Consider the following 18343-nt stretch of genomic DNA (forward strand, 5'->3'; position numbering starts at 1 on the left):
CCCGGCGCTACCGATCATGTGGGCCGCATCGGGTTACGTTGCCGGGGTGAACAGCAGGTCCTGGAAATCGAAACTGAAATCGGTCAGGTCGGAAATCGGCTGCATGCGCACCTCGCGCACCTTGCCATCCGGGTCCAGGCTGAAGTTCACGAACGCATCGGCGTTGAGCGAACGGTCGTCCCAACGCACGATGAAGGTGTCGTGCTGCCAGTGCTCCAGGCGCCCGCTCAGCTGCGCGGTCTTCGCAAAGCGCAGGCGCAGGCCCTTGCCTTCGACGCTGATCTGCATGTCGCCATACCAGCGGTCACGGAAGCTGCCGGCGTAGCCGGCCAGCGCCAGCGATGGCCTGCTGCCCTTGTCGCGTGCGCTCTGGTGCTTGGCCCAGGCCTCGTCGGCCTTGTCCTGGCCCTTGGCCACGGCCTTGGCATAGGCGTCCACCCAATCGTGCTTTTCTCCGCTCAGGTAAGCGTCAAGCACGCTCAGGGTGATCGCATTGAACGCCGCGCCCACTTCCTGGTTGGTCAGCACCACCACGCCCAGCTTCTCGCCGGGCACCAGGGTCAACCGCGAGACCATGCCCGGCCAGCCACCGGTGTGCCAGACCAGCTTCTGCCCGCGATAGTCGCTCAGGCTCCAGCCTTCGCCATAGCCGGCGAAGTTGGCCCGCGCCGGTGCCAGCTCCGGCACGCTCGGCGCCGGGATCGACTGCGGGGTGATCATCCGCCACATCTGCTGCTGGCTCTTTTCACTGAACAGCACCGTGCCATCGGCGAGCTTGCCTCCGGCCAGCTGCACCTGCATCCAGCGCGCCATGTCGTGCGCGCTGGAATAGATGCCACCGGCGCCGGCATTGTTCGACCAGGTCAGCGGTGCAACGGTGCGCAGGTCCTTGAAATCGTACTTGGCGTGGCCGACCGCCGCCTTGTCACCTGGCTTCAGGTGGTCGGCGTTGTAGCGCGTGCCGGCCATCCCCACCTTGTCGAAGATGCGCGTCTGCAGGAACTGCTGGTAGCTCATGCCGGACACGCGCTCGATCACCTGTTGGGCGACCGCGTACAGGATGTTGTCGTAGGCATAGCTCTCGCGGAAGCCGCCCTTCAGCGGCACCCTGCCCAGTCGCTCCACCACTTCGGCGTTGCTGTAGGAGGTGGCCGGCCAGAACAGCAGGTCACCGGCGCCCAGGCTCAGCCCGCTGCGATGCGACAGCAGGTCGCGGATCGTCATCTGCCCGGTCACGAACGGATCGGACATGCGGAACGACGGCAGGTGATCGATCACCTTGTCATCCATCTTCAGCTTGCCGTCCTCGGCCAGCAGGTTCAGCGAGGTGGCGGTGAACGCCTTGGTATTGGAAGCGATGGCAAACAGGGTGTCGGCCTGCACCGGTTCCGGCTTGCCCTGCTCGCGCACGCCCCAGCCACGTTCGAGCACCACCTGGCCATCCTTGACTACGGCCACGGCGATGCCGGGCACGTCGAACTGCGTGCGCACGCGCTCGACGGTCGCATCCAGGTCCTGCAGCTGCTGCGGGGTCGCCGCATTGGCCATGGTCGTGCACGCCAGCAGCACGGCTCCTCCGATCCAGGTTTTCATCCAGCACCATCTCCGAACAGGGGTAGCGGCCATGTGCAGGCCGTCACCGGGGTTTCGCAGGATGGTAACGGTCGCCGATGCACCCTGCCCCGTGCCATAGGAGGGGTGTCATGGGCGCGAATGGCCAACCAAGCAACGGCTCCACCATCATTCCGTGCCTGCGCTACCGCGACGCGCTGGCCGCCATCGACTGGCTGCAGCGGGCCTTCGGCTTCCATGCCCAGGCCGTGTATGCCGATGGCGATACGGTTTTCCATGCCCAGCTCACCTTCGGCAACGGCATGATCATGCTCGGCTCGGCCAACAACCAGAGCGCGTGGAGTGAACACGCGGTCCTGCCCGGAGAAGTCGGCGGCCGCCAGACCCAGAGCGCCTGCGTGATCGTCACCGATGTCGATGCGCACTATGCGCGGGCCAAGGCGGCTGGGGCACGCATCGTCATCGACATTGCCGACCAGGACTACGGCGGCCGCGGCTATGCCTGTGCCGATCCTGAAGGCTACCTGTGGTGGTTCGGCAGCTACGACCCCTGGCGCGAGGACCACAGCCAGTGAACGCTGCCGCCGCCGGCCAGATGGCGATCCGCTGCGGTATTGGCGGCTGGGTGTTTCCCGAGTGGCGCGGCGGCATGTTCTATCCGGTGGGACTGCCGCAGCGCGAGGAACTGGCCCATGCCAGCCGCGCCCTGCGCTGCATCGAGATCAACGGCACCTTCTACCGCACACCGACTGCGGCCCAGTGCGCGCAGTGGGCCGCGCAGACGCCGGAAGGCTTCCGTTTCTCGATGAAGGCGCCACGCTACCTGGTGCAGCGCCGCGACCTGGCCAGCACCGTGGAAGCGGCCACGCCATTCCTGCAGGCGGCACTTGCGCTCGGTGACCGGCTCGGCCCGCTGCTGTGGCAGTTCGATCCGCACCATCCGGCCGACGCCGATGCATTGGAAGCGCTGATGGCGCAGCTGCCGAAGCAGCTCGAGGGCGTGCCGTTGCAGCACGCTCTGGAAGTGCGCAACGCCGAAGCACATGGACCGGCACTGGTCGCCGCCGCGCGCCGCCACGGCGTGGCGCTGGTGATCGAGGACAGCGACGAGGCGCCATTGCATGGCGATGTCAGTGCGGGCTTGGTCTACGCGCGGATCAAGCGCAGCCAGGCCCGCTTGAACGAGGGCCTGCCTGCACCCGTGCAGCAGCGCTGGGCTGAACGCGCGCGACGCTGGTCACGCGGCGAGCCGGTGGACGACCTGCCCTGCCTGGCCGGGTCCGCCCCGGAAACCCCGCGCGAGGTCTACCTGCTGTGCATCGGTGCCGGCAAGGCCCGCAACCCGGCCGCAGCGATGGCCCTGCAGCGCCTCATCGACGGCGCCAGCGGTCCAGCCCCCACAGCAGGGTCCACCCCACCACGAACACGCCCGCAACGCGCAGCACGTTGAGCAGGAAGGCCGCCAGCCCCAGGCGTTGCAGTTCGAGGAATGGATACGGCGCCTGTCCGGTCATTGCAGCGACCAGCATCGCCCAGCCAAGGTAGACCAGCGGTACCAGCAGCACGCCGCCCAGCGCGCGCCAGCGCAGCGCCCCATGCGGCAGCAGCCACCACCACCCCAGCAGGTACAGCGCCGGCACAGCGTAGTGCAGGCCGGCATCGACCCACCATTGCAGCCCGGTGGGCTGCCACAGCCCCTGCAACGCCAGCATGTAGATGCACGCGGTCACCCCGATGCACAACGCGATCACCGCGGCGACAGTCGTGTCCAGCACACCCGCACGGATCAGCCTGACGCATCCCAGGCACACCGCCAGGTTGCTGAGAATCGTGAAGTAACCAACGAAGCGCAGTGTCGCCATGCCGACCCCGGCAGCCGCCCCGGGGCCGCGTAGCAGCAACAGGTATTGCAGCAGCAACGCGGTGGCGGCCACCAGTGCAGTCAGTGCTGCCCATGCACGCAGGGCGGAGCGGTTGGCAGCCATTGCAGGGTTCCCCTGAGGAGTTTCCGCGAGCATGCCACAGGCGTCGCCGGCGACCGTACGATTGCCTCACAATAGGCCGATGAGCACACCCGACACCCGCAAAGCGCTGTGGCAGATCCATTTCTGTGTCCTGCTGTGGGGCGTCACCGCCATCCTCGGCAAGCTGATCACCCTGCCCGCATTGCCGCTGGTGTGGTGGCGCATGCTGCTGGTGACGGCGATGCTGGCGCTGCTGCCGCGGGTCTGGCGCGGGTTGCGCACCCTGCCCCTGCGGCTGGTGGCAGGCTACGCCGGCATCGGCGCGCTGGTCGCCCTGCACTGGCTGACGTTCTACGGCGCGGTGAAGCTGGCCAATGCCTCGGTGGCTGCCACCTGCATCGCACTGGCGCCGGTGTTCACCTCGATCATCGAGCCGTGGGTGGCCAAGCGGCCGTTCCAGCTGCGTGAGCTGGCGTTCGGCCTGGCGGTGCTGCCGGGTGTTGCGCTGGTGGTCGGTGGCGTGCCCGATGGCATGCGCCTGGGTGTGTTGATCGGCGCGATCTCGGCGCTGCTGGTGGCGGTGTTCGGTTCGCTCAACAAGCGCATGGTCAGCCATGCCGATCCGCTCACGGTCACCGCGCTGGAGCTGGGTGCCGGCACCCTCACCCTGACCCTGCTGGCGCCGCTGATGCCCTATCTGCTGCCGGCGCTGGCCAGCCCGCTGTGGGTGGTCCCGAATCTGCACGACGGCATCCTGCTGCTGGTGCTGGCCGGGTTCTGCACGCTGCTGCCGTTCGCCCTGGCCCTGGTCGCGCTGCGCCACCTGAGCGCCTACACGGTGCAGCTGGTGACCAACCTGGAGCCGGTCTATGCGGTGGTACTGGCCGTGGTGCTGCTGCGCGAGCAACACGAAGTCACCCCGTGGTTCTACCTGGGCGTGGCGATCATCGTCGGCGCGGTGTTCCTGCATCCGCTGCTGAACCGCCGCAAGCCGGTACAGCATCCGGAAATCCTCGGTACCGCCGAAGCACGCAACATCGCCGATTGAGTGCATCCATGCATGGCGTGGATGGCCGCATCACCGCTGCGGCCAATGCCAGGCCGGCGCATCCAGCAGGCCCTGCCCGCTCAACAGCGTGCGGCCCTGTTCCTTGTACAGATGCAGCGAATGGCACCCTGGCGCCTGTTCCAACGCCGCGATCAGCCGGCTGGCGTGCGACACCACCCATACCTGGCTGCGCGCACTGGCTGCGATGATGAGCCGCGCCAGCGCCGGCAGCAGGTCCGGGTGCAGGCTGGTCTCCGGTTCGTTGAGCACCATCAGCGGCGGTGGGCGTGGCGTGTGCAGCGCTGCGGCCAGCAGCAGGAAGCGCAGCGTGCCGTCGGAAAGCTCGGCCATCGACAATGGCCGCAGCAACCCGGGTTGGTGGAAGCGCAGCGCCAGGCGTCCATCCAGCTCCTCGAAACCGACCGTGGCGCCCGGGAACGCGTCGTCGACGCTGCGTGCCAACGCAACCGGGTCACCGACCTCGAGGATGGTCACCCAGGCCGCCGCCAGGTCCCGGCCATCGTGATGCAGCACCGGCGTGCGCGTGGCCATCGCCGGTTGCCGCGCCGGGGCATCGCCATCGCTGCGAAAATGGTCGTAGAAGCGCCAGCAACGGATGTACTCACGCAGGGTGATCGTTTCGGGCATGCGCTGCGGATCGCCGACCTGGGTGAACAGGCTGTCGAACAGCGACAACCGGTCATCCACCAGATCCCAACCGCGCGCATGACGCTGCCGCACCATCGCCCCGCGACGATCGACCAGCAGGTTGGCGCTGCGCAGGAACGGCCCGGCCCAGATCGCCTCGGCCTTGATCTGCGGATCCAGCGCAAACGCCGAACGGCTGGGCGGCGGATAGCCCAGGTCGATGGCATAGCCCAATTCTTCGGTAGTGAAACCCAGCTTCAGCCCCACCGACGCCTGCCGGAGCCCGCCCTGCAGCGGAATCTCGCCGGCCGCAACCCTGCGATCGATGGATTCGGGACCTGCCCACAGCGCCGAACCAAGTCCACCTTCGCGGGCCAGCACCGCCGCGACTCCACCCTGTGCGGTCTCCGCCAGCAGGCGCAGCGCGCGATACAGGCTGGACTTGCCACTGCCGTTGTCGCCGGTCACCACATTCAACCGCTGCAGCGGCAGTACCAGCCCATGCAACGAGCGATAGTGGGCGATGGCCAGGGTCTGCAACATGGTCGGCGTCCGGGAAGACAAAGCGTCATGCTGCCCGCTCTTGATCGCAGGCGCTGCGACGCGATGTGAATCGGGAAGAGCATCCACGCATGGCATGGATCTACGAGCGGGGCACTTCAGCCCGCCACTTCCACCCGGTTGCGGCCATTGCCCTTGGCCCGGTACAGCGCCTTGTCGGCACGTGCCAGCGTGTCGTCCACGCTTTCACCGGGCTGGTGCTGGGCGATGCCGATACTGATCGTGACCGGGAAGCCCAGTGGCAGGTCGGCCACGGCCAGGCGCAGGAACTCGCACTGAAGTTCGGCGGTGCGCAGGTCGGTTGCGGGCATCACTGCCACGAACTCCTCGCCGCCGTAGCGCGCCGCCATGCCACGGCCGGCGAAGTGCGAACGCAGCAGTGCGCCCAGTTCGGCCAGCACGCGGTCGCCGGTAGCGTGGCCCTGGAAGTCGTTGATGTGCTTGAAGTGATCGATGTCCAGCAGCGCGACGCAGGCCTCAGCGGGCTGATCCCCGGTTACCGCCACCGCCTCGTCCAGCGCCGCTGCCATCGCGCGGCGGTTCGGCAGGCCGGTCAGCGCATCGGTGCGGCTCTGCTCGGCCAGGTCGGCGTTCTGCGCCAGCAGCACGTCGTGGTACTCCGACAGCAGGCGCTCGTAATCATCGCGTTCCAGCATGTGGTTCTGGATGTCGAGCGCGAAACGGCGCAATTCCATCACCAGCATCACCTGCCGCGACAGTGCGGCCAGCGCCTCGGCCTTGTCGCTGGCCAGGTGCTGCGGCTGTGCGTCGAACACGCACAGCGTACCCAGCGGCAAGCCGTCGGAGCTGATCAGCGGCGCGCCGGCATAGAAGCGGATGTGCGGATCGCCGACCACCACCGGATTGTCGTGGAAGCGCACATCCTGCAGCGCATCCTCGACCACCATGATCTGCTGCGGCTGCAGGATGGCGTGGCCACACATCGATTCGCTGCGCAGGTTTTCCGCCGCATCGATGCCCTGGATCGACTTGAACCATTGCCGTTCGACATCGATCAGGGTCACCGCCGCCATCGAGGTGCCGCAGACCGCCTTGGCGATCACCACCAGGTCGTCGAAGGATTTTTCACGCTCCGAATCGAGGATGCGGTAGCGATACAGCGCCTCGAGCCGAAGGGCTTCGTTGGCGGGCTTGTCGGGCTTGATCATGCAACGTCACGTTCCGGCAGGTCACCGCGAAGTCTAGCGGATGCCGGTGAGCAATCCGCATGGCGGTGGTGCCGGCCGTTGGCCGGCATCCCGGATACATCGCGCGCCCATTGCAGCCGGCCAGCGGCCGGCACTACCAGTCCAGCTGCTTCGGCAGCAGGCCCTGCAGCTCCTGCTCGGTCAGGTTGCGCCACTGGCCCGGCTTCAGCGCACCCATCTTGATGTTGTCGATGCGCACGCGGCGCAGCTGGGTCACGCGATAGCCGAACTCGGCGGCCATCAGGCGGATCTGCCGGTTCAGGCCCTGCTGCAGGGTGATGCGGAAACCGAACTTGGCGATGCGCGAAGTCTTGCATGGCAGCGTCATCTGGTCGTGGATGCGAACACCACGCGCCATGCCGCGCAGGAACTCATCGGTGACCGGCTTGTTCACCGCCACCAGGTATTCCTTCTGGTGGCCGTTCTCGGCCCGCAGGATCTGATTGACGATGTCGCCGTTGCTGGTCATCAGGATCAGGCCTTCGGACTCCTTGTCGAGGCGGCCGATCGGGAAGATGCGCTGTTCATGCCCGACGAAGTCGACGATGTTGCCCTTGACCGACGTCTCGGTCGTGCAGGTGACGCCGACCGGCTTGTTCAGCGCGATGTAGACGTGGCGGCGGGCGCCGGGCTTGCGGGCCACGCGCGCGCGCAGCGGCTGGCCGTCCACCAGCACCTGGTCTTCCTCGCCCACCACCGCGCCGGTGCCGGCCGGATGGCCGTTGACGGTGACCCGGCGGGCGGCGATCAGGCGATCGGCCTCGCGGCGGGAGCAGAAGCCGGTGTCGGCGATGTGTTTGTTGAGTCGGGTGGTCATCGCCCTATTATCCGGCATCACCGCCCGCCGCGCTTCATGCCAGGCCGGGTGGATCGAGTTCTTCGCCGTCGAACACCCGGTTGCGGCCGGCACGCTTGGCCACGTACATGGCATGGTCGGCCCGGCGCAGCAGCGCGGCGAGATCGTCCTCGCCCGGCCGCCACTGCGCCAGGCCGATGCTGGCGGTGACCTCCAGGCCGGGCACCTGCAGCGCCCGGGCCGCCTCCGTGATGCGTTGGCGCAGGCGATCCAGGCGCGCCGACGCCGCCTCGCGGGGCATGCCCGGCATCAGCAGCAGGAACTCTTCGCCGCCCATCCGCACTACCTGGTCCTGGCTGCGTACCGCGGCACGCAATGCACGCGCCACCGCCACCAGCACCAGGTCACCCACGGCGTGGCCATGGCGGTCATTGATGTCCTTGAACAGGTCGATATCGAGGAAGCCGATCACCAGCGGGCCACGCTCGCGGTCAACCCGCTCCAGGTGGCGGGCCAACTGCTGCAGGCCGGCACGGCGGTTGGGCAGGCCGGTCAGGCCATCGGTCTCGGCCAGCTGGCGCAGTTCATCGCGCTGCTGGCGCAGGCGGCCCAGCCGCTGGTTCAGTGCGTAGGCGGCCATCATCAGCAGCCAGGTCACCGCCAGCTGCAGGGCCTCCACGCGGTATTCCAGCAACCACGCCGCGCGGCAGGCGTCGGCCAGGATCAACACCAGCATCGGCGCCAGCGCCGCCAGCCCCGCCTGCGCCCAGCGGTCACCGCGCAGCCGTGCCCACACCCCGGCCATCAACGCCAGGCCACAGCCCAGCAGATAGGACACCTGCAGGCCCTGCGCCACCCAGGCCAGGCTGTCCCATGGCAGCCAGGGCACCAGTGCAGCCAACACCAGCAATCCCCAAAGCGCCACCAGCTGGAACGGACGCGAACGCGGCAACAAGCGATCACCGCCATTCAGCCGCCACAGCGCCGGCAGCACCAAGGCCTGCGTGACCGCAGTCAACACCAGCAGCCACCAGGCACCGCGCTCGCCCACCGGCAACCAGGGTTCCGGATAGCCGCTGAGGCCACCGAGGATGGCCTGCCAAAGCACCAGCACGGTGGTACCGGCGATGTAGACCAGGAAACTGCGGTCGCGGGTGGTGAGGAAGGCCATCAGTGCCGACAACGCCAGTGCGATCGCCACGGCGATGCAGGCCGCGCGCACCAGCAGGCGGGCGGTATCGTTCTGCTGCACGGGACTGGGCGCGCCCAGCCGAAGGGTGGGTACCCAACGCGCCTTCAACGGCGTCTGCCACGACACCAGGAATGGATCGTGACTGCCCGCTGGCGGCACCGCCACCAGCCCGATGCCTGCGCGGAAGCGTGAGTCTCGGGTACGGGCATCGTGCATGTTGCCGCAGATCTCGCGATCGCCATACTGCACGCGGACTTCGCCAGCGAACACATTGAACACGTCCAGGGCCTGCGGTTGCCCCGACCAGCCGCCCGGCGGCGCAGGCACCTGCACCTGCTGCCGGTGACCGGCCAGCATGTCCGGCGTGCATGCGCGATGTGGAGTGGGTTCATCGGTGGCTGCGCCGACCAGCAGGTAATCGCGGCCGGCTTCGACGGCAGCGGCCCACAGTGGCCACGGTGTCGCCAACCACACCAGCAGCACGACCAGCACCGCCCCTGTTCCGTACTGCCACTGCCTGCCGCCCACGCCACGTCCTGTTCCTGCATACGCCCGCGCCCACTGCGCGTCGCCCCTGGCAGGCATTATCGCAGCCGCGGCTGCAACGCATGTGTAGACCAAAGTCGCCGACGGCGTTCAACCTGCGGCAGGCGGGCCCTGCACCGCCACCAGGCGCACCGGCCGCAGGTCGGCCAGGGTCATCCGTTCCAGTGGCTGCGGTCGCTCGACCGCATAGCCCTGCAGGCCCTGCACCCCAAGCCGGGTCAGCGCGGCGGCGACTTCGGCGGTCTCTACCCATTCGGCCACCACCTCCATCTGCAGCTCGCGCCCCAGTTCACTGATCGCGCGCACGGTGGCGTGGCTGACCGGATCGGTATCCATGTCGCGTACGAAGGCCCCGTCGATCTTCAGGATGTCGGCCGGCAGCTGGCGCAGGTAGCCGAACGAGGACAGCCCGGAGCCGAAATCGTCCAGCGCCATCCGGCAGCCGCGCGCCTTCACCGCATCGATGAAGGCGCGCGCCTGGCTGAGGTTGCTGATCGCTGCGGTCTCGGTGATCTCGAAGCACAGCTTGGAGGCCAGCGCGCGATTGCGCTCCAGCAGGTCGCAGACGAAGGCGAGGAAGCCGGGTTCGGCGATCGACTGCGCCGACACGTTGACGTTGCACAGTCCCAGCTGCCGCACATGCGCCGGGCACACCTGCAGGTGCCGGAACAGCAGGCCGAGCACGTGCCGGTCCAGCGCCACGGCCATGCCATAGCGCTCCACCGCCGGCATGAACTGGCCCGGCAGGTGCAGGCTGCCATCGCTGCCGCGCATGCGTACCAGCACCTCGTAGTGCAGGTAGGTGGGATCGCCGACGCGGGCGATGCGCTGCGCATACAGCACCATGCGGTTCTCGGCCATGGCCAGGCTGACGCCCTGCAGCCGCTCGGCTTCCCGGCGCCGTTCCTCCAACGCCATGCGGTTCTCGTTGAAGCAGTGCACGCGGTTGCGCCCGGCCTGCTTGGCCGCATAGCAGGCACTGTCGGCGGCGCTCATCAACCAGTTCACATCCGGTGCATCGGCGCTGACCTCGACCACGCCGATGCTGCAGCTCAACTGCGGGCTGCCCTCGCTCACCGGGAACGTCGCCTGCCCCAGATTGCGGATCACCCGCTGCAGCACGCGCTTGGCCTCGTCCTGCCCGGCATGGGCGAGGAACACCGCGAACTCGTCCGCACCCAGCCGGCCCACCCAGTCACCATCGCGCACCGCCGCCACCAGGTAATCGGCGAAGCTGCGCAGCATCTGGTCGCCGGCGGCATGGCCGAAGCTGTCATTGACCAGCTTGAAATGGTCCAGGTTGATGTAGCACAGCGCGTGCGTACCACCTTCGCTGCGCACCTGCAGCAGCGCGCGTTCGAGCAGGCGTTCGATCTCGCGCCGGTTGATCAGGCCGGTCAGCGGGTCATGGCTGGCGTGGTGCTCGATCTCGCGCGCCAGTGCATGGTTCTGGCTGACGTCTTCGATGATCGCGAACACCGACAGGCCACCGCCGGCGCTGCGCACACCGGTGCCGCTCCAGCGGCCCCAGACCAGGCTGCCATCACGACGGCGGAAGCGCAGTTCGCTCGGCCGCAGCTGGCGGTCCCAATCGATGCGCCCCACCCCATCAATGACCAGCTCGCCGTCCATCAGCAGGTCAGCCAGCGACAGCTGCAGCAGCATGTCACGACGATGGTCGAGGATGTCGGCCATCGCCTGGTTGGCCTCGATCACCTTGCCTTCGGTATCGAGCTTGAGCATGCCGACGTTGGCCTGGTAGAACGCTGCGCGGAAGCGGCTCTCGTGTTCGGTCAGGTCCTTGCCGACGCGGCGCGCCAGGGCCACCGCCATCAGGCTGATCGCCAGCACCGACAGGCCCGCGACCATCAACGTGGCCAGCCTCACCAGCGTCGCCATCCGCAGCAGCGCCTGCGAGAACGCCTGGCTCTGCACCTTCATCCGCTGGTCCAGGTCGCGCAGCTGCTGCAGGTAGTGGTCACGCGTGGCTGCCAGTACGGGGCCACCCTCGTGCCGCCGCTGCAACTCATCGACCAGGCGCTGCAGCGCCATCAGGTCCCCGTCGGTCTGCCGCCATAACGCGGTCGCTTCGCGGAAAGCACCGATATCCCGCGCGTAGCGGAACGAAAACACCAGGCGCGGAATGTCGGCGTGCGCGTTGCCCCCCTGCAGGAAGCCCTGCCGGGCCTTCTCTTCGTCAGGCTCCGCCTGTTCCAGCGCCAACCGCGCCTGCAGATCGCCCAACGGCACCTGCAGGGCCTGGCGTGCATCGTCCAGGTCCTGGGCATCACCGCGCGCCAGGTAGCGACTGAGCGCGGCGGTCGCATCCTGCTGACCGCGCGACCAGTATCCCTGGCCGGCGATCCAGGCGGTGGAGGCCGCCTGCAGTTCCTGGATCAACGCCGACAGTGCGACCAGTCCGATCGCCATGCCGGTCAACAACGCAAAACGCAGTCCCAGCCCCCGGGTCATCGGCACCCGCCGGCTCTGTTGGTCCGTGCCACTCCTACCCATCCCGGATCCCCCCGAATGTGCTGCGGTGACAACCTCCTTTGGAACCGGGCCAGCCTATGACCGGCAATGTGTTGACCATGCGAAAAAGGGGACGGAGGGGATTAAGTCGTTTTCGGCATAAGCGCATGGCCTGCCAAATACGACTTAATCCCCTCCGTCCCCTTTTCCTGTGCGCCAGCCCGGGGGCTGGCGTTGATCTTGACGGCTGCGGGTGCGGCTTAGAAGCTGCGCGGGCCGCGCGGCTTGAAGCCGTCACGACGTGGCGGGCGGCTGTCGCGGTCACCGCCGCGGTCGCCCCCATGGCCACCCGGACCACCCGGGCCGCCACGACGCGGGCCACCTGGGCCGCCCGGACCACGCTTGTCGAAGCGCGGCTTGAACGGACGCGGGGCCGGATTGATCTCTTCACCGGCCGCCAGCGGACGCATCTGCAACTGCTGGCCGGACACCCACACCTTCTGCAGGTGCGACAGCACGTCCGGCGGCATCTGTGCCGGCAGGTCCAGCAGCGAGAAGTCGTCGTGGATGTCGATGCGGCCGATGAAGCGGCTTTCCAGGCCGGCTTCGTTGGCGATGGCGCCGACGATGTTGGCCGGCTTCACGCCGTGCTGGTGGCCCACCGAAATGCGGTAGGTCTCCATGCCCTGCTCCGGCGCACCACGCGGCGGAACCTCGCGGCGCGGACGCGGCTCGAAACCACCTTCGGCGTCGTCGCGACGCGGGCCACGCTCGAAGCGCGGCCCCCGCTCGTTGCGGTCGAAGCGATCGCCACGCTCCGGGCGGTCGCCACGGTCGAAGCGCTCGCGCGGCGCGCGCTCTTCACGCGGGGCACGCACCGGCGGCTGCAGCAGGAACGGGGTATCGCCCTGCAGCATCCTGGCCAGCGCGGCGGCGATCTCGATGGCCGGCACGTTCTGCTCGTTCTCGAAGCGCTCCAGCAGCTGGCGGTAGAAGTCCAGGCCGCCGGCGCCGAGCGTTTCGCTGATGCGCGAGGTGAACTTGTTGATGCGGGTGTCGTTGACCGCTTCCACGCTCGGCAGCTGCATCTCTTCGATCGGCTGGCGGGTGGCGCGCTCGATCTGGCGCAGCATGCCCTTCTCGCGCGGAGTGGCGAACAGGATCGCCTCGCCGCTGCGGCCGGCACGGCCGGTACGGCCGATGCGGTGCACGTAGCTCTCGGTGTCGTACGGGATGTCGTAGTTCAGCACGTGGCTGATGCGCTCCACGTCCAGGCCGCGGGCGGCCACGTCGGTGGCGACCAGGATGTCCAGCTTGCCTTCCTTCAGCATGGCAATGGTGCGCTCGCGCTGGGCCTGCTGCATGTCACCGTTGATGGCGGCAGCGGCCAGGCCACGCGCCTGCAGCTTGCTGGCCAGTTCTTCGGTGCCGGCCTTGGTGCGCGCGAAGATGATCATCGCGTCGAACGGCTCGACTTCCAGGATGCGGGTCAGCGCGTCCAGCTTGTGCATGCCGCTCACCCACCAGTAGCGCTGGCGGATGTTGGCCGAGGTGGTGGTCTTGGCCGCGATGGTCACTTCCACCGGGTCCTGCAGGTAGGTCTGCGCGATGCGACGGATCTGCGGCGGCATGGTGGCCGAGAACAGGGCCACCTGGCGCTGCTCCGGCAGCTTCTTCAGCACCGCTTCGACATCGTCGATGAAGCCCATGCGCAGCATTTCATCGGCTTCGTCCAGCACCAGGGTCTTCAGCTCGGACAGGTCCAGGGTGCTGCGGTCCAGGTGATCGATCACGCGGCCGGGGGTACCGACCACGATATGCACGCCACGGCGCAGCGCCGACAGCTGCTGGCCGTAGGGCTGGCCGCCGTACACCGGCAGCACGCGGAAGCCCGGGATCTTCGACGAATAGGACTGGAACGCCTCGGCAACCTGGATGGCCAGTTCGCGGGTCGGCGCCAGGATCAGGGCCTGGGGCTTGATCTGCTGCAGGTCGATGTTGGACAGTACCGGCAGTGCGAACGCAGCGGTCTTGCCGGTACCGGTCTGGGCCTGGCCCAGCACGTCGCGGCCTTCCAGCATCGCCGGGATGGTAGCGGCCTGGATCGGCGACGGGGTTTCGTAGCCGATGGCGGTGACCGCCTGCATCACGGGCTCGGACAGGCCGAGCTGCGCGAACTGCAGCGGCGCTTGGGAATCTTGGGACATGGGGAACTCCGAAGGCACTGCCGTCTTCCTGGCAGTGCGATAAAAAGGGTGATGGTCCGCGCTTTGGGCGCCCTTCTTATCGCGTGCCCTGGCGCTGCTCGGTCGGAGGAGATTTCACTCGCTCAGAGCGGAATGATACCGCATTGATCCTGAACGAGGCGTACAGCTTTCCATGCGCGTGCCGTCGTGCCCCGTGCTGGCGCACAATACGTGCCCGCTCCCCGGCCCGGCCGCTGGCCTGCGCCCTCTTTCCAGGACCCCTCGCTCCATGCAGATTCTCGAATTCGACCTCGACGGCGACTACGTCGAACTCAAGCAGCTGCTGAAGCTGGCCGACCTGGTCACCAGCGGCGGCGAGGCCAAGATGGTCATCAGCGAGGGCCAGGTGCGGGTCGACGGTGAGGTCGAACTGCGCAAGGCCTGCAAGATCCGCGCAGGCCAGGTGGTCGAGTTCGCCGACAGCCAGATCCGCGTGCTGGCCGCTGGCTGATCCGAGAATGTTCAGGCTACGCGCTGGGTCAGGTGCGAGGCAATCAGCTGCCTGAACGGTGCCACGCCCTGCGCCACGCGCAGGCCCGCGGCCCGCAGCAGGCGTGCCGGGCGACGATCGTCGGTGTACAGGCTGGCGATCGCGTTGGTGGCCTCGTACAGCGGCCGAGACGTAAACCGATGACTGCGTTGGTAGCTGGCCAGCATGCCGGCGGCGGCGATGTCGGCACCGCGCCGCTGCTGCGCGACGATGCCCTGTGCCAGTCGCTGTGCGCCGGCCAGTCCCAGATTGAAGCCGTGCGCGGTGACCGGGTGCATGCCCACCGCGGCATCGCCGATCAGCGCGGAACGCTCGCCGACGAAACGGTGCGCGTACACCCCCACCAGCGGATACGCCTGCGCTGTGGCCACCGGCTGCATGCGGCCCAGGCGATGCTCGAAGCAGGCACTGATGGCGTCGCCGAAAGCCACCTCGTCCATCGCCAGCAGTTCTTCGATCTGCCGCGGCGGCAGCGTGATCACCGCCGATGCCTGGCCCTCGTTGAGCGGCAGCAGCGCCATGGTGCGGCCGTAGCCGAACCACTCCCAGGCCGTATGGTGATGGTCGCGCTCGACCTGCATGCGGCATACCAGCATCGACTTGCCGAAGTCGCGCATCTGCGCACCGATGCCAAGCATGCGGCGCGTGGCGGAGAAGCGGCTGTCAGCCGCGACCAGCAGGCGCGCGTGCAGTTGACTGCCGTCATCGAGTCTGACCACGTGGCCCTGCGCATCGGCCTGCACGCCCAGCACCTTGCGCCCGTCGAACAGCTCCAGCCCATCCTGGCCCTGCACGGCATCCCATGCAGCACGGCGGATCAGGTGGTTGGGCACCAGCCAGCCCAGCGGCTGGCCATCTGCCTGACTGCTGGCGAAGGTCAACGCGAACGGCGAGCCGCCGTTCATCACCCTGGCATCGCGCAGCTCGGCGACTTCGGCCTGCGGCAGGCGCTGCCACAGCCCCAGTTGCTCCATGCTCTGCCGCGAGGCATGGGTCAGCGCGATCTCGCGGCCATCGAAGGCGGCTTCGGCCAGAGCCTGGCGCGGCTGCACTTCGACCAGCCCGACCTGCAGGCCACTGCCGGCCAGCGCACGCGCGAAGCACAGGCCCGCCGGTCCGGCGCCGACCACCACCACGTCCATCCTGCGCATGCGCGCCTCCTGCCGTTGATTCAGTCCGGGCCAGCATAGCGCCGCGCGCATGACTGGCCTTGATCTGGATCAGGCCCGGTTACAGCAGTGCGAACACCAGCGCCAGGATCGACAGCAGCGATACGAGCCAGACCAGGCTGCGCACGTAGGGCACGCCTGCGGCATACAGCGGCAGGTAGACCACACGCGCCCAGAAGTAGGCCTGCGCAGCCAGCGCTGTGGTGTCGTTGCTGCGCCCGGCCACGACCACTGCGATCGCGACGGCGGCGAAGAACGGGAACGTTTCCAGGAAGTTGGCCTGCGCACGCTGCAGGCGACCGGCCAGCGCGCTGAGCGGCTTTGCATCGCCATCGCGTGCCGAGGCATTCCACTTCATCCCGCGCTCGCGGGTGACCACGGTGGAGGTGGCGAAGATGTAGACGAAGCCCAGCAGCACCGACCAGGCCAGCATTGTCAGCTCAGTTGCCATCGTTCATCTCCTCAGGGTGCCGACGCGCGCAGGCTGTAACCGGCCAGGCGCCAGACCTGGTCTTCGTCGAAGCGGAACGAGACCAGCTCGCGCACCGGCTGTGCGCTGTTGGCGAAACGGGTCGGGAAGCTGACGTTGATGTACAACCCTTCCGGCACTGCGGCGCCGGGGCTGTACTTGACCCGGGTGATGGTCGGCTGGCCACGCCCGGCCAGCGCACCCAGGCGCGTGCGCTCGGCGGCCAACTGGCTGACGAAGGTGGCTTTCGGCACCGCACGGCGCGCGACGGCCGAAGCGCCATCCCACAATTCGCCGGCGCGGTTGGCATCGACCAGCTGCGCCGCCTTCAACGCAGCCGCGCCCATTTCCGCGTCCTGCTTCTGCACCTGGGCCTGCTGCGCAGCGGTCAACGCCGGGGCACCGGCAGTGGCGGGCTTCGCGGCCGCCGGCGATGCCGGGGCCGGGCGTGCCGGAGCCGGTGCAGGCGTGGCCGGCGCAGGTGCCTGCGCCAACGCAGTCAGGGGCAGCAGGGACAGCAGCAGGAGCACGCGCTTCATGGACACCGCCGGTTTTCTGGAGAGAACCGCAGTCTACGCCAGCGCGGTGACTATGCTGTCAGCGTGCCGGGGCGTCGCCCGCCACCGCTGCCGCATCAGCCTGCGCGGCGGGCGCGGCGGCGTTCACTGGCGCCTGTTCGGCCACCGGCGGGGGCTCCGGCGGCGCTGGTGGCAGCGTCGCCACATCGATCTCCGACAGCGGGCTTTCGTCGGGACAGACCGCGTCCGGGAAGCCGAAGCGCTGCTTCAACGCCTGGCCACAACTGTTGATCGACTCCATGTCGGCGCCTTCGCGCTTGCACTGCTGGTCGAAGGCGACCAGGAAGGCGTCCTTGCGCTGCACGAAATCGTCGCCGCAGGCACGCATCTGCTTGATCCGTTCCAGATCGTCCTGCACCGCATTGGTGCCATCCAGGCCGTACTGGCGCAGTTCGTCCGGGGTCAGCAGGCGCAGGCTGCGGTTGGGCACAGTCATCATCAGATCCGCCACACCGACCGCCACGCCGTTGCGCTGCAGGTAGTCCTTCACGTTGTCGTAGACCTCGTGCAGCTCGCGGTTGAGCTCGGCGCGCGAGGTGGCCTTGGAGCTGATGCGCATCATGCGGTGGATGCCGACCTTGCCCGACAGCAGGCGGTTGTCGCCGGCGGCCAGCACGAACACGCAGGCGCTGTGGCAGATCGAGCCTTCGCGCACCCAGATGGTCCAGCCCGATTCACCGATGCTGTCACCGGCCACGATCGCCGACTCCACCTGCCCGCCGCTGGAATCCAGGTCAAGGATGCGCTTGTGGATCTTCTGCTGGTCGGCCACCACCGCCAGACGCCACATCATCTCGGCGAAGCCCGGATTGATCTTGCCGGCGTAGCGCACGCGCATCAGGCCACGCTCGGCGCACGGGGCCAAGGCCTGGGTGATCTGCTCGCGCTGCAGGCCTTCCAGCTCGACACCGTCGCCAGCTTCGCCGGCGTACTCGGTGCTGCAACTGATCCAGGCGCGTCCATTCTCCAGCTGCGCCTGCGGCCACGGCCGGTCCGCCTGGCTGCGCGGCGGTGCCGGCGGCGGCGGTGCGTCAGCCGCATTGATCGACACCATGTTCTCGCCATCGCTGGACGGCGCCCGCGCGGCCTTGTCGGCGGCAGTCACATTGCCCGGATTCTCCAGCTGGCTGCAGCCCGCCAGGGCCAGGCACAACAGGGGCAACCAGCGGAGTTTGGCGGACATCGGGCAACCGGTCTTCACGTGAGCAAGAGCCACAGTCTACCCGTCCAGGCCGCGCATTCAGTGCGTGGTGATGAACCCCTTCTGACCCTTGGGAAAGCGTGTCGACCAAGGTCGACACCTACCAGAGCGGGATGCCCTTCCGACAGATCGCAGGAACCTGTCGAAGCCGGGGTGGGTCCGGTTGCGGGAGTGTCCGCGGCA

Annotated in this window: 16 protein-coding genes; 4 read left to right on the forward strand and 12 right to left on the reverse strand. The window is 68.0% G+C overall.

All coding sequences use genetic code 11. From position 1 onward, the window contains the following. Positions 1-33: 33 nt before the first annotated feature. A complete protein-coding gene (locus tag HMPREF3114_RS01760) occupies positions 34-1593 on the reverse strand; it encodes a serine hydrolase (protein ID WP_070488868.1) in 1560 nt (519 codons plus the stop codon). 110 nt (positions 1594-1703) lie between these two features. Here HMPREF3114_RS01760 and HMPREF3114_RS01765 point away from each other — a divergent pair, with 110 nt between their 5' ends. Together HMPREF3114_RS01765 and HMPREF3114_RS01770 are read left to right on the forward strand one after the other, a co-directional pair. After that, positions 1704-2147 carry a VOC family protein gene (locus tag HMPREF3114_RS01765; RefSeq protein WP_070488872.1) on the forward strand — a complete coding sequence of 148 codons (444 nt, stop codon included), beginning with the start codon at positions 1704-1706 and terminating at the stop codon, positions 2145-2147. 20 nt (positions 2148-2167) lie between these two features. Beyond that, positions 2168-3022 (forward strand): DUF72 domain-containing protein, encoded by an 855-nt coding sequence (locus tag HMPREF3114_RS01770; protein ID WP_070488891.1) that lies wholly within the window; start codon positions 2168-2170, stop codon positions 3020-3022. Here HMPREF3114_RS01770 and HMPREF3114_RS01775 read toward each other — a convergent pair. Continuing rightward, positions 2943-3557, reverse strand: coding sequence for a Pr6Pr family membrane protein (locus HMPREF3114_RS01775; RefSeq protein ID WP_070488875.1), 615 nt, complete (start codon positions 3555-3557; stop codon positions 2943-2945). The genes HMPREF3114_RS01770 and HMPREF3114_RS01775 overlap by 80 nt on opposite strands. A gap of 79 nt (positions 3558-3636) precedes the next feature. Here HMPREF3114_RS01775 and HMPREF3114_RS01780 point away from each other — a divergent pair, with 79 nt between their 5' ends. Next, positions 3637-4584 carry a DMT family transporter gene (locus HMPREF3114_RS01780; RefSeq protein ID WP_012479593.1) on the forward strand — a complete coding sequence of 316 codons (948 nt, stop codon included), beginning with the start codon at positions 3637-3639 and terminating at the stop codon, positions 4582-4584. Between the two features lie 30 nt (positions 4585-4614). Here the strand turns inward: HMPREF3114_RS01780 and HMPREF3114_RS01785 are convergent, their stop codons facing one another. The 6 genes from HMPREF3114_RS01785 to HMPREF3114_RS01810 all read right to left on the reverse strand — a co-directional run bounded on the left by HMPREF3114_RS01785 (position 4615) and on the right by HMPREF3114_RS01810 (position 14214). Then, entirely contained in the window at positions 4615-5775 is a 1161-nt protein-coding gene (locus HMPREF3114_RS01785) for an AAA family ATPase (RefSeq protein ID WP_070488878.1), read from the reverse strand. A 116-nt stretch (positions 5776-5891) separates the two neighbouring features. Further along, entirely contained in the window at positions 5892-6962 is a 1071-nt protein-coding gene (locus tag HMPREF3114_RS01790) for a sensor domain-containing diguanylate cyclase (RefSeq protein WP_053497048.1), read from the reverse strand. A gap of 133 nt (positions 6963-7095) precedes the next feature. Next, entirely contained in the window at positions 7096-7818 is a 723-nt protein-coding gene (locus HMPREF3114_RS01795) for a pseudouridine synthase (RefSeq protein ID WP_053497046.1), read from the reverse strand. A gap of 34 nt (positions 7819-7852) precedes the next feature. Beyond that, positions 7853-9517 (reverse strand): sensor domain-containing diguanylate cyclase, encoded by a 1665-nt coding sequence (locus HMPREF3114_RS01800; RefSeq protein ID WP_070488880.1) that lies wholly within the window; start codon positions 9515-9517, stop codon positions 7853-7855. 108 nt (positions 9518-9625) lie between these two features. Next, positions 9626-12049: a putative bifunctional diguanylate cyclase/phosphodiesterase gene (locus HMPREF3114_RS01805; RefSeq protein WP_069138012.1), complete on the reverse strand. Its 2424-nt coding sequence runs from the start codon at positions 12047-12049 to the stop codon at positions 9626-9628. Between the two features lie 218 nt (positions 12050-12267). After that, on the reverse strand, positions 12268-14214 hold the full coding sequence (locus HMPREF3114_RS01810) for a DEAD/DEAH box helicase (RefSeq protein ID WP_053497041.1): 1947 nt from the start codon (positions 14212-14214) through the stop codon (positions 12268-12270). Positions 14215-14482: 268 nt separating this feature from the next. Between HMPREF3114_RS01810 and HMPREF3114_RS01815 the strand changes: the two genes are divergently transcribed. Further along, complete coding sequence (locus HMPREF3114_RS01815) at positions 14483-14704, forward strand: RNA-binding S4 domain-containing protein (RefSeq protein WP_014036469.1); 222 nt, start codon at positions 14483-14485, stop codon at positions 14702-14704. Between the two features lie 11 nt (positions 14705-14715). Here HMPREF3114_RS01815 and ubiM read toward each other — a convergent pair whose 3' ends face one another. The 4 genes from ubiM to HMPREF3114_RS01835 form a co-directional block, all read right to left on the reverse strand. After that, positions 14716-15894 (reverse strand): 5-demethoxyubiquinol-8 5-hydroxylase UbiM, encoded by a 1179-nt coding sequence (gene ubiM / locus HMPREF3114_RS01820; RefSeq protein WP_070488883.1) that lies wholly within the window; start codon positions 15892-15894, stop codon positions 14716-14718. 79 nt (positions 15895-15973) lie between these two features. Then, positions 15974-16363 carry an MAPEG family protein gene (locus tag HMPREF3114_RS01825; RefSeq protein WP_053497038.1) on the reverse strand — a complete coding sequence of 130 codons (390 nt, stop codon included), beginning with the start codon at positions 16361-16363 and terminating at the stop codon, positions 15974-15976. An 11-nt stretch (positions 16364-16374) separates the two neighbouring features. After that, complete coding sequence (locus tag HMPREF3114_RS01830) at positions 16375-16920, reverse strand: DUF4019 domain-containing protein (protein WP_005415810.1); 546 nt, start codon at positions 16918-16920, stop codon at positions 16375-16377. 58 nt (positions 16921-16978) lie between these two features. Next, positions 16979-18142: a COG3904 family protein gene (locus tag HMPREF3114_RS01835; RefSeq protein ID WP_070488886.1), complete on the reverse strand. Its 1164-nt coding sequence runs from the start codon at positions 18140-18142 to the stop codon at positions 16979-16981. Between the last annotated feature and the right edge of the window lie 201 nt (positions 18143-18343).

It is taken from the genome of Stenotrophomonas sp. HMSC10F07, from assembly GCF_001807895.1.
GTDB lineage: Bacteria > Pseudomonadota > Gammaproteobacteria > Xanthomonadales > Xanthomonadaceae > Stenotrophomonas > Stenotrophomonas sepilia.

Excerpts from the sequence above, each read along its gene's own strand:
- HMPREF3114_RS01760 (WP_070488868.1), bottom strand. The coding sequence starts at position 1,593 with ATGAAAACCTGGATCGGAGGAGCCGTGCTGCTGGCGTGCACGACCATG.
- HMPREF3114_RS01765 (WP_070488872.1), top strand. The coding sequence starts at position 1,704 with ATGGGCGCGAATGGCCAACCAAGCAACGGCTCCACCATCATTCCGTGC.
- HMPREF3114_RS01770 (WP_070488891.1), top strand. The coding sequence starts at position 2,168 with ATGGCGATCCGCTGCGGTATTGGCGGCTGGGTGTTTCCCGAGTGGCGC.
- HMPREF3114_RS01775 (WP_070488875.1), bottom strand. The coding sequence starts at position 3,557 with ATGGCTGCCAACCGCTCCGCCCTGCGTGCATGGGCAGCACTGACTGCA.
- HMPREF3114_RS01780 (WP_012479593.1), top strand. The coding sequence starts at position 3,637 with ATGAGCACACCCGACACCCGCAAAGCGCTGTGGCAGATCCATTTCTGT.
- HMPREF3114_RS01785 (WP_070488878.1), bottom strand. The coding sequence starts at position 5,775 with ATGTTGCAGACCCTGGCCATCGCCCACTATCGCTCGTTGCATGGGCTG.
- HMPREF3114_RS01790 (WP_053497048.1), bottom strand. The coding sequence starts at position 6,962 with ATGATCAAGCCCGACAAGCCCGCCAACGAAGCCCTTCGGCTCGAGGCG.
- HMPREF3114_RS01795 (WP_053497046.1), bottom strand. The coding sequence starts at position 7,818 with ATGACCACCCGACTCAACAAACACATCGCCGACACCGGCTTCTGCTCC.
- HMPREF3114_RS01805 (WP_069138012.1), bottom strand. The coding sequence starts at position 12,049 with ATGGGTAGGAGTGGCACGGACCAACAGAGCCGGCGGGTGCCGATGACC.
- HMPREF3114_RS01810 (WP_053497041.1), bottom strand. The coding sequence starts at position 14,214 with ATGTCCCAAGATTCCCAAGCGCCGCTGCAGTTCGCGCAGCTCGGCCTG.
- HMPREF3114_RS01815 (WP_014036469.1), top strand. The coding sequence starts at position 14,483 with ATGCAGATTCTCGAATTCGACCTCGACGGCGACTACGTCGAACTCAAG.
- ubiM (WP_070488883.1), bottom strand. The coding sequence starts at position 15,894 with ATGCGCAGGATGGACGTGGTGGTGGTCGGCGCCGGACCGGCGGGCCTG.
- HMPREF3114_RS01825 (WP_053497038.1), bottom strand. The coding sequence starts at position 16,363 with ATGGCAACTGAGCTGACAATGCTGGCCTGGTCGGTGCTGCTGGGCTTC.
- HMPREF3114_RS01830 (WP_005415810.1), bottom strand. The coding sequence starts at position 16,920 with ATGAAGCGCGTGCTCCTGCTGCTGTCCCTGCTGCCCCTGACTGCGTTG.
- HMPREF3114_RS01835 (WP_070488886.1), bottom strand. The coding sequence starts at position 18,142 with ATGTCCGCCAAACTCCGCTGGTTGCCCCTGTTGTGCCTGGCCCTGGCG.